General features: G+C 69.8%; 5 protein-coding genes. 4 read left to right on the plus strand and 1 reads right to left on the minus strand.

Going from position 1 to position 9,357, the window contains the following annotated elements; translation table 11 throughout:
- The 3 genes from ACXJKR_RS15960 to feoB all read left to right on the plus strand — a co-directional run.
- On the plus strand, positions 1–3,792 hold a 3,792-nt coding region (locus ACXJKR_RS15960; protein WP_457323656.1), incomplete at its 5' end, for a response regulator.
- A gap of 112 nt (positions 3,793–3,904) precedes the next feature.
- Positions 3,905–4,168 (plus strand): FeoA family protein, encoded by a 264-nt coding sequence (locus ACXJKR_RS15965; protein WP_082532912.1) that lies wholly within the window; start codon positions 3,905–3,907, stop codon positions 4,166–4,168.
- Positions 4,161–6,032, plus strand: coding sequence for a ferrous iron transporter B (feoB, locus tag ACXJKR_RS15970; protein WP_457323657.1), 1,872 nt, complete (start codon positions 4,161–4,163; stop codon positions 6,030–6,032). Before ACXJKR_RS15965 ends, feoB begins: the two co-directional genes overlap by 8 nt.
- Before the next feature lie 150 nt (positions 6,033–6,182).
- Here the strand turns inward: feoB and ACXJKR_RS15975 are convergent, their stop codons facing one another.
- Entirely contained in the window at positions 6,183–7,124 is a 942-nt protein-coding gene (locus tag ACXJKR_RS15975) for a peptidylprolyl isomerase (RefSeq protein WP_457323658.1), read from the minus strand.
- Between the two features lie 43 nt (positions 7,125–7,167).
- Here ACXJKR_RS15975 and dnaE point away from each other — a divergent pair.
- Positions 7,168–9,357: DNA polymerase III subunit alpha (dnaE, locus tag ACXJKR_RS15980; RefSeq protein WP_457323659.1), on the plus strand; the 2,190-nt coding region annotated here is incomplete at its 3' end.

Raw genomic sequence — 9,357 nt, forward strand, 5'->3', positions numbered from 1 at the left:
GCCGCGCACCGAGGGCGCGCCGTGATCGCCGCCGTGCCGGTCGTGGAGTCGACGCGCCGCGCCTGGCGCGTCGGCCCGGCCCTGCTGCTGGGCCTGATGCTGCTGTCGATGCTGCCCCTGGGGCTGGTCGGGCTGTGGCAGCTCTCCAGCTTTGAGAACAGCCTGCATGAGACGGTGACCGAAGGCCTGGTGGCGATCTCGCGCAAGAAGGTCCACGAGATCAACGAATACCTCAACGAGGTCGAGGTGGACGGCCGCCTCGTCGCCCAGGCCAGCGACACGCGCGAGCTGCTGGTGCAGCGCGGCGACGCGGTGGCTACCCGCGTGAGTGCCGGCAGCCGGGCCTTTTTCGAGCGTCTCTACGACAGCGGCAAATACCTCAACCTGCTGCTGGTGCAGCCCGACGGCCGCATCAGCTTCGCGATGAAGGCACCGGCCGGCTCGACACCCGAGCTGGCGCGGCTGGACGGCGGCGCCTACGAAGGCAGCGAGCTGCTGGCCGCGCACCGCCGCGCCATCGGCCAGCTGGACCCGCAGCTGACGCCGGCCCAGCGCCTGCGCGGCGAGGGCCCGGCGACGCTTTTCCTGATCCATCCGGTGGTCGATGGCGATCGCGTGCTCGGCAGTGTCGTGTTGCAGCTCGACCTGGACCGCCTGCTGCGGGTCGCGACCGAGCGCTCGGGGCTGGCGCTGACGGGCGAGACGGTGCTGGTGCAACGCCAGGGCGACCGGGCCGTCTTCATCAACGACCTCAAGCGGCCGCCATTGCAGACGCTGACCGGCTCGCTGGACCTGGCCTCGCCCGAGCCGCCGCCGGCCGTGCGCGCCCTGCGCGGCGAAAGTGGCAGCGGCCTGACGCGCGACTACGCCGGTATCGAGATCGTCGCGTCCTGGCGCCACCTGCCCGCGCTGGACTGGGGCATCTCCGTCAACATCGACGCGGCCGAGGCGTTTGCGCCGGCGCGTGCGCTGCGCGACCGCTTGGCTCTCGCCCTCGGCCTGTCCCTTCTGCTGGCCCTGGGCCTGGGTCTGCTGCTGGGGCGTCGCCTGGTCGAGCCCGTCCAGATGCTGAGCGGTGCGGTGGCCCGCATCGCCGGGGGCAAGCTGGATGAGCGAGCGCCGGTCTGCGGCTTTGCCGAGTTCCGCGAGCTGGCGCGCAGCTTCAACCAAATGACGGAACAGCTCGTCGTCGAGCGCCAACTGCTGGAGGCGCGCGTCGAGCAACGCACGCGGGCGCTCAATKAGAGCGAGCAGCGCTTTCGCGGCGTCTTCGAGCGCGCCCAGGTCGGCATTGCGCTGTGCGACGCCCAGGGTGTCATCCTCGACGTCAATCAGGCGCTGACGGCGATGCTGTGCCGCGAGGCCGGGGCGCTGCGCGGCGCCAAGCTCGCCGATCTGCCGGACTTCCGCCCCGGCCGCCTGCCTGGCGGCGAGCTGGCCCGCCTGGCGGCAGGGCGGCTGGACCATGTCCGCTTCGAACGCGGCTTCGCGCTGCCCGGCGGCGGCGAGCTGTTCGTCGACGGCAGCGCCAGCGCCATCCGCGATCGCCGTGGCCGCCTCGTCAACGTCGTGCAGATGCTGGTCGACGTGACCGAGAGACACCGCGCCGAAGTTGATTTGGTACGTGCCCGGGTCGCGGCCGAGGCGGCCAGCCAGGCCAAGAGCGATTTCCTGGCCAACATGAGCCACGAGATCCGCACGCCGATGAGCGGGGCCCTGGGCATGCTCAACCTGCTGCTGCGCACCGAGCTGTCGCCGCGCCAACTCGACTATGCGGCGAAGGCCCGCACGGCGGCCCAGGCGCTGCTGGCCGTCATCAACGATGTGCTGGATTTCTCCAAGGTCGAGGCCGGCAAGATGGAGCTGGACCCGCACCGCTTCGAGCTCAGCGACTTCATGCGCGAGCTGGCCGTCATCCTGTCGGCCAACGTTGGTGCCAAGGACATCGAGGTGCTGTTCCGCCTCGAMCCGCGCCTGCCCAGCGCCCTCGTCGGCGATGCCACCCGGCTGCGCCAGGTGCTGCTCAACCTGGCCGGCAATGCGCTGAAGTTCACCGAGCGCGGCGAGGTGGTGCTGGGGCTGTCGTTGCTGGGCGAGACGGGTGGGCAGGCGCGGCTGCGCTTCGAGGTCCGCGACACCGGCATCGGCATCGCGGCGGACAAGCTCGATCACATCTTTGCCGGCTTCAGCCAGGCCGAGCAGTCGACGTCACGCCGCTACGGTGGCACCGGCCTGGGCCTGGCCATCAGCCGGCGGCTGGTCGCGCTGATGGGTGGCGAGCTGCGCGTGGACAGTCGCGTCGGCGAGGGCAGCCGCTTCCATTTCGATCTGCTGATGGCGACTGCGCCGGCCGAGCGCGGTGAGCCCGACACGGCGCAGCGCGGCCTCAAGGTGCTGATCGTCGACGACAACCCGATGGCCCGCGAGGTGCTGCAGGGCATCGGCGCCAGCCTGGGCTGGGACTGCGACCTGGCAGCCAGTGGCGAGCAGGCGCTGGACGTGGTGCACGAGGCCGCCGAGCGCGGCGAGCCGCATTACGAACTGATCCTGATGGACTGGCGCATGCCGGGGCTGGACGGCTGGGAGACCTCGCGGCGCATCCGCGCCAGCCACGAGTCCGATGCGCCCGTCATCATCATGGTCACGGCCCATGGCCGCGAGCTGCTGGCCGAGCGCAGCGAGCAGGACATCCAGGGCCTGGGCGGCTATCTCGTCAAGCCGGTGACGGCGTCCATGCTGCACGACGCCGTTGCTGAAKCCACGCGTGGGCAGCCGGCACCGCCGCCGCGGGCCGCCGCCGAACCCCGGCTGCAGGGCATGCGCCTGCTGCTGGTGGAGGACAACAGCGTCAACCAGCAGGTGGCCCAGGAGCTGCTGGAAGGCGAGGGCGCCGTCGTGACCGTGGCCGGCGGCGGCGTCGAAGGCGCCCATCTGGCCAAGGTGGCGGAGCCCGTTTTCGACGCCATCCTGATGGACCTGCAGATGCCCGACATCGACGGCTTCGAGGCCACGCGGCGCATCCTCGCGCACCGGGCCGACAGCCTCATCATCGCCATGACGGCCAATGCCATGGAATCGGACCGCCAGGCCTGCCTGGCCGCCGGCATGCGCGACCATGTCGCCAAGCCCGTGGACCTGGAGCAGCTCGTCGCCAGCCTGCGCCGCCACGTCGGCCCCATCCCCATGCGGCCGGCGCCGCCCCCGCCGCCGGTGTCGGCACCGCTGCTGGAGCGCGAGGCAGCGCTGCAGCGCCTGGGCGGTCGGGCCGCCTTGTACGAGCGACTCGCCAAGTCCTTCGCCCAGGACGCGCCCGCGGAGATGGACACGCTCAGGTGCCATCTGCAACAACAAGCCCTGGCCGACGCGACGCGCGTGCTGCATACCCTGCGCGGCTTGGCTGGCGCCGTCGGCGCCACCGCGCTGGCCGTATCGGCCGGCCGCCAAGAGCTGGCATTGCGCGAGGGTGGCAGCGCCAGCGCGGTCGATCTGGTCGGCTTGCAGGGGCTGCTCGACGCCAGCCTCGCCGTGCTGTCCGCCGCTGTCGTGCCCGGCCCGCCGCCGCCCACTGCCCCCGCCATCGTGAGCGAGCCTCTGGAAGCACTGCGCCGGCTGCGCCAGTTGCTGGTCGAACGCAATATGCGCTCGGTCGCAGTCTGCGAAGAGCTGTCCACGCAGCACGCCGACGCCTTCGGCACCGAGCTCGCCCAGCTTTCCACGGCGGTGGCGAAGCTGGACTTCGGCAAGGCCCTGAAGGCCTGCGACCAGTTGCTGGACCGCCTCAATCCCCGCTGAGCGCCGGCCGAGCCGCCGAAAGGGCAAAACCCATTCCCGGGGCGCGGGCGCCATGGGCTTGCGTACAATGAGAATCATTCTCATCAAACCGACTCGTCCGCCGAGCCCGCCCATGTCCGAGCCGCTGTTCTCCAGCCTCGCCGCCGCCCCTGCCGGGCAGGCGCTGACCGTCCAGCAGGTCAGTGCACCCGGGCATTCGCCGGAATGGGCGGCGTGGCTGGCCGATCTGGGCTTTCTGCCGGGTGAAGCCGTGCGCGTGCTGCGCCGCGGCGCCCAGCGCACCGGCAACCTGGTCGTGCGCATCGGGCAATCGACGTTTGCGCTGCGCCATGCCGAAGCCGAATGCATCGCCGTGACGCCGCGCGGCCATGACTGAGTCCATTGTCCATGTCCACCGCGGCGGCAAGCTGGTGGCCCTGGTTGGCAATCCCAACTGCGGCAAGACGGCCCTGTTCAACGGCCTGACCGGCAGCCATCAAAAGGTCGCCAACTACGCTGGCGTGACCGTCGAGCGCAAGGAAGGCCGCCTCGTCACCGTGGCCGGCAAGGCCTTGCGCCTGCTGGACCTGCCCGGCACCTACAGCCTGCACCCGCGCTCACCCGACGAGCGCGTCACCTGCGATGTGCTGGCCGGCCGCGCCAAGGGCGAGAAGCGGCCCGACCTGGTCGTCTGCGTGCTGGATGCCACCAATCTGCGCCGCAACCTGCGCCTGCTGCTGGCCGTGCGCCGCATGGGCCTGCCCGTCGTCGTGGCGCTGAACATGGCCGACCTGGCCGCCCGGCGTGGCCTCAAGATCGACCCGGTGGCCCTGGCCGCCCAGCTTGGCGTGCCCGTCGTGCGCACCGTCGCCATCCACCGCGAAGGCCTGGATGAGCTGCGTGCGCTGCTCGACAAGCCCGAGGTCTGGGAGGCCGCGCCCCTTGCCGTCGCCGGCGAGCAGCAGGTCGACGACCATGTCACTGTGCGGACGCTGCTGCGCGAGCTCCACCTCGACCATGAACTGCCCACCCTGCCCAGCGACCGCGTCGACCGCGTGCTGCTGCATCCGGTGGCCGGCTCCGTCATCCTGGCCGTCCTGCTCTTCCTGCTCTTCCAGGCCGTCTTCTCCTGGGCCGAGCCGCCCAAGGACGCCATCGAGAGCGGCATGGCCTGGCTCGGCAACCAGGTCGGCCTGTGGCTGCCCGAGGGCTGGCTGCGCAGCCTCATCGTCGACGGCGTCATCGCCGGCTGCGGCGGCGTGCTGGCCTTCCTGCCGCAGATCCTGATCCTGTTCTTCTTCATCCTGCTGCTGGAGGAGTCGGGCTATCTGCCGCGCGCGGCCCTGCTGCTGGACCGGCTGATGGGCAGCGTCGGCCTGTCGGGGCGCAGCTTCATCCCGCTGCTGTCCAGCTTTGCCTGCGCCATCCCCGGCATCATGGCCACGCGCTCCATCTCCAACCCGCGTGACCGCCTCGTCACCATCATGATCGCGCCGCTGATGACCTGCTCGGCGCGGCTGCCGGTCTATGCCCTCCTGATCGGCGCCTTCGTGCCGCACCGCGAGGTGGCGGGCTTCGAGCTGCAGGGGCTGGTGCTGTTCGGCCTGTATTTCGCCGGCATCCTGGGCGCGCTGGCCGTGGCCTGGGTGCTCAAGCGCTTCACGAGCACGGGCCGCCTCGTGCGGCCGCTGATGATGGAGCTACCGAGCTATCACTGGCCGCATCCGCGCTCCATCGCCATTGGCCTGTGGCAGCGCGCCATGATCTTCATCAAGCGTGTCGGCGGCATCATCCTCGTGCTGACCATCGCGCTGTGGCTGCTGTCCAGCTTCCCCGGCCCGCCGGAGGGCGCGACCGGGGCGCCCATCCAGTACAGCGTCGCGGGTTATCTAGGCGCGGGCCTGGCCAAGATCTTCGCGCCCATCGGCTTCAACTGGCAGATCAGCCTGGCCCTGGTGCCGGGCCTGGCGGCGCGCGAGGTGGCCATCAGTGCGCTGGGCACGGTCTACGCGCTGTCGGCCACCGGCGACGATGCCGCTCAGGCGCTGGCGCCGCTGATCCAGCAGAGCTGGAGCCTGGCCACGGCGCTGTCGCTGCTGGCCTGGTATGTGTTCGCGCCGCAATGCATCGCCACGCTGGCGGCGGTGAAGCGCGAGACCGGCGGCTACAAGATGCCGCTGATCATGACGGGCTATCTGTTCGGGCTGGCCTATCTCGCCTCCTTCATCACCTATCGCGTCGCGCTTTATTTGGGCGCTTGACGTCAGCGTATTCTGGGCCGAGCGCTGGGCCGCTCCCGAGCCGGCCCGCTTGGGCGTGTGCTTGTGGCTCAATGCCGCAAGCATCGCCGTCCCCTCGGGGGACCGGCTGGGCGCGCCCGCGTTCAGCGGGGCGAGACCGGACGAGGGGCTTCAGGGAGTAGGCCGCGTCGGCACCGAGGCGCTGCAGATGTCGATATAGCCGGGGCTGTGCACGAACCAGCCGCCGCGAAAGCGCCTGGCATCGAGCAGCTGCGTCCAGGTGGTGGACTCGGTCCGCAGCACCTGCAGTGCGGGCCGCTCGGCGGTCGGCACCTCGGCCAGCAGGCGGATGCGCTGGATGCCGGTGCGCTGCTCGGGCTTGTCGTAGAAGCCCATGGCCGCGCCGCCGCGGGGCAGGCCGGACAGCAGCTCCATGCCCTTGAGCACGCGACCCACCACGGTGATGTTGAGATCCAACCCGCGCGGCGCCTGGCCGATGACGACATAGAGCTCGGTGCCGTTGCTGGAATCGATCGCGTCGCTGCGCCCGGCGCCGACCATGCCGTAGCAGTGGGCCAGCCAGGCCCTGCCGGCCTTGGGATCAGCGGCGACCGGGAAGCCTTCGGCAAAGCCGGTGCGTGGCGCCCAGCCTTCCACATCGGGCAGCCTGGTGAAGGCGGCTTCCTTGCCGACCTTGTCCAACGGCACGGAGAACTCGGCGGGCAGCTTGGCTGAGGCGCCGGCCGGCAGCGGCTTGGCCTTGGCGGCGTCCTCGCCATCGGGGTCGCCCCACTGGGTGACGAAGTTGTCCTGAACGCGCAGGATGGCCAGGCCATCCCAGTAGCCACCGCGGGCCAGGGCACGGATGTTGGCGGCATGGGCTGGCGCAAAGCGCGGCGCCAGTTCGATGATGACCTGACCCGACGCCAACTCCATCAGCAGCGTGTTCTCGGGATCGAGCCCGCGCCAGTCGCTGGCCGGCGAGCCGGCGAGGATCTGCTGGGCGGTCTTCTTCGCGGCCGCCTTGACCGGGGGCTTGGCAGCCTTGAGGGGTGCGGCAAGGGCGGTGGACAGCAGGCCGGCAGTGGCCAGCGCGAGAGCGATGTGTTTCATGGGCGCGCAGCTTAACGGCGGAGGGGCTTCCTACAATGCGGCGATGCCCGAGACCGCTGTTCAAGACCTGCAAGACCTGCCCTATGTCCACCTGCGCATGCACACCGAGTATTCGGTGGTGGATGGCACCCTGCGCACCGATGACGCCGCCGACGCGGCCGCGGCTGACGGGCAGGTGGCGGCGGCCATCACCGACCTGGCCAACCTGTTCGGCGGCATCAAGTTCTACAGCGCGATGCGCAAGAAGGGCGTGCAGCCCATCCTCGGCGCCGACTGCTGGCTGGAGACCGACGCCACCGACAAGCCGCCGACGCGCCTGCTGCTGCTGGTGCAGAACAGCCAGGGTTATCTGAACCTCAGCGAGCTGCTGTCACGCGCGTGGATCGATAACGTGCAGCGCAACCAGGCCTGCCTGAAATGGGAATGGCTGACGGAGCTGGGTGGCGGGCTGATCTGCCTGTCCGGGGCCCAGCATGGCGGCCTGGGCCAGGCGCTGATGCAGGGCGACAAGGTGCGCGCCAGGGAATGGGCACAGCGGCTGTCCGAGGTCTTCCCGGGCCGCTTCTACATCGAGCTGCAGCGCGCCGGCCTGCCCGGCCAGGAGGCGCTGGTGCAGGCCAGCGTGCCGCTGGCGGCGGAGCTGGGCCTGCCGGTGGTGGCGACGCACCCGATCCAGTTCCTGGGTGAGGACGACTTCGAGGCCCATGAGGCGCGCGTCTGCGTGGCCGAAGGAGAGACTCTCGCCAACCCCAAGCGCATCAAGCGCTTCCTGCCCAGCCAGTATTTCAAGACGCAGGCGCAGATGCGCCAGCTGTTCAAGGACATCCCGAGCGCCATCCAGAACACCACCGAGATCGCGCGCCGCTGCTCGCTGACGCTGGTGCTGGGCAAGCCACAGCTGCCCAATTTCCCGACGCCGCTGCTGGACGACGGCACGCCGATGCCGATGGAGCAGTATTTCCGCGAGCTGAGCCACGAGGGGCTGGTGGGGCGGCTGAAGCACCTCTTCCCCAACGAGGCGGAGCGCGACAAGGAGCGGCCGCGCTATGTGGAGCGGCTGGAATTCGAGCTGAACACCATCATCAAGATGGGCTTCCCGGGCTACTTCCTCATCGTGTCGGACTTCATCCGCTGGGCCAAGGCCAACGGCTGCCCGGTCGGCCCGGGCCGGGGCTCGGGTGCGGGCTCGCTGGTGGCCTATGCACTGCTGATCACCGACCTGGACCCGCTCAAGTACAACCTGCTGTTCGAGCGCTTCCTGAACCCCGAGCGGGTCTCGATGCCCGACTTCGACATCGACTTCTGCCAGGGCAACCGCGACCGCGTCATCGACTACGTCAAGGACAAATACGGCCGCCCAGCGGTCAGCCAGATCGCGACGTTCGGCACCATGGCCGCGAAAGCGGCTTTGAGAGACATCGGCCGCGTGCTGGGCATGGGCTTCGGCCATGTGGACAGCATCGCCAAGCTCATCCCCGCGCCACCCGGCAAGACGGTGACGCTGGCCAAGCTGCCGCCCAATTTCGACCCCGACAAGGCCAAGGTCATCTACGCCCGCCACGAGGCGCCGGAGCTGGAGGAGCGCGAGAAGAGCGACGAGGAAGTGGCCGAGCTGCTGAAGCTCGCCGCCCGCGTCGAAGGCATGGTGCGCAACATCGGCATGCACGCCGGCGGCGTGCTGATCGCGCCGGGCAAGATCACCGACTTCTGCCCGCAATACCAGCAGCCCGGCTCAACCTCGGCCGTCAGCCAGTTCGACAAGGACGACGTCGAGGCCATCGGCCTCGTGAAGTTCGACTTCCTGGGCCTGGCCACGCTGACCATCCTGGAGCTGGCCAAGGACTTCATCGTCGCCCGCCACGCCGACCGCGCCGGCTTCGACTGGGCCAATGTGCCGCTGGTCGACAAGAAAGTCTTCGACCTCTTCGGCAAGGGCTACTCCGAGAGCGTGTTCCAGTTTGAATCGCCCGGCATGCAGCGCCTGTTGAAGGACGCCAAGCCCTCGCGCTTCGAGGACCTGATCGCGCTGGTGTCGCTGTACCGCCCGGGCCCGATGGACCTGATTCCTTCCTTCGTGGCGCGCAAGCACGGCAAGGAGGCCATCGAGTACCCGCACCCGCTGCTGGGCCAGGTGCTGGAGGAGACGTATGGCGTCTTCGTCTACCAGGAGCAGGTGATGCAGGCCGCCCAGGTGCTGGGCGGCTACAGCCTCGGCGGCGCCGACATGCTGCGC

It is taken from the genome of Roseateles sp. P5_E11 (genome assembly GCF_054049355.1).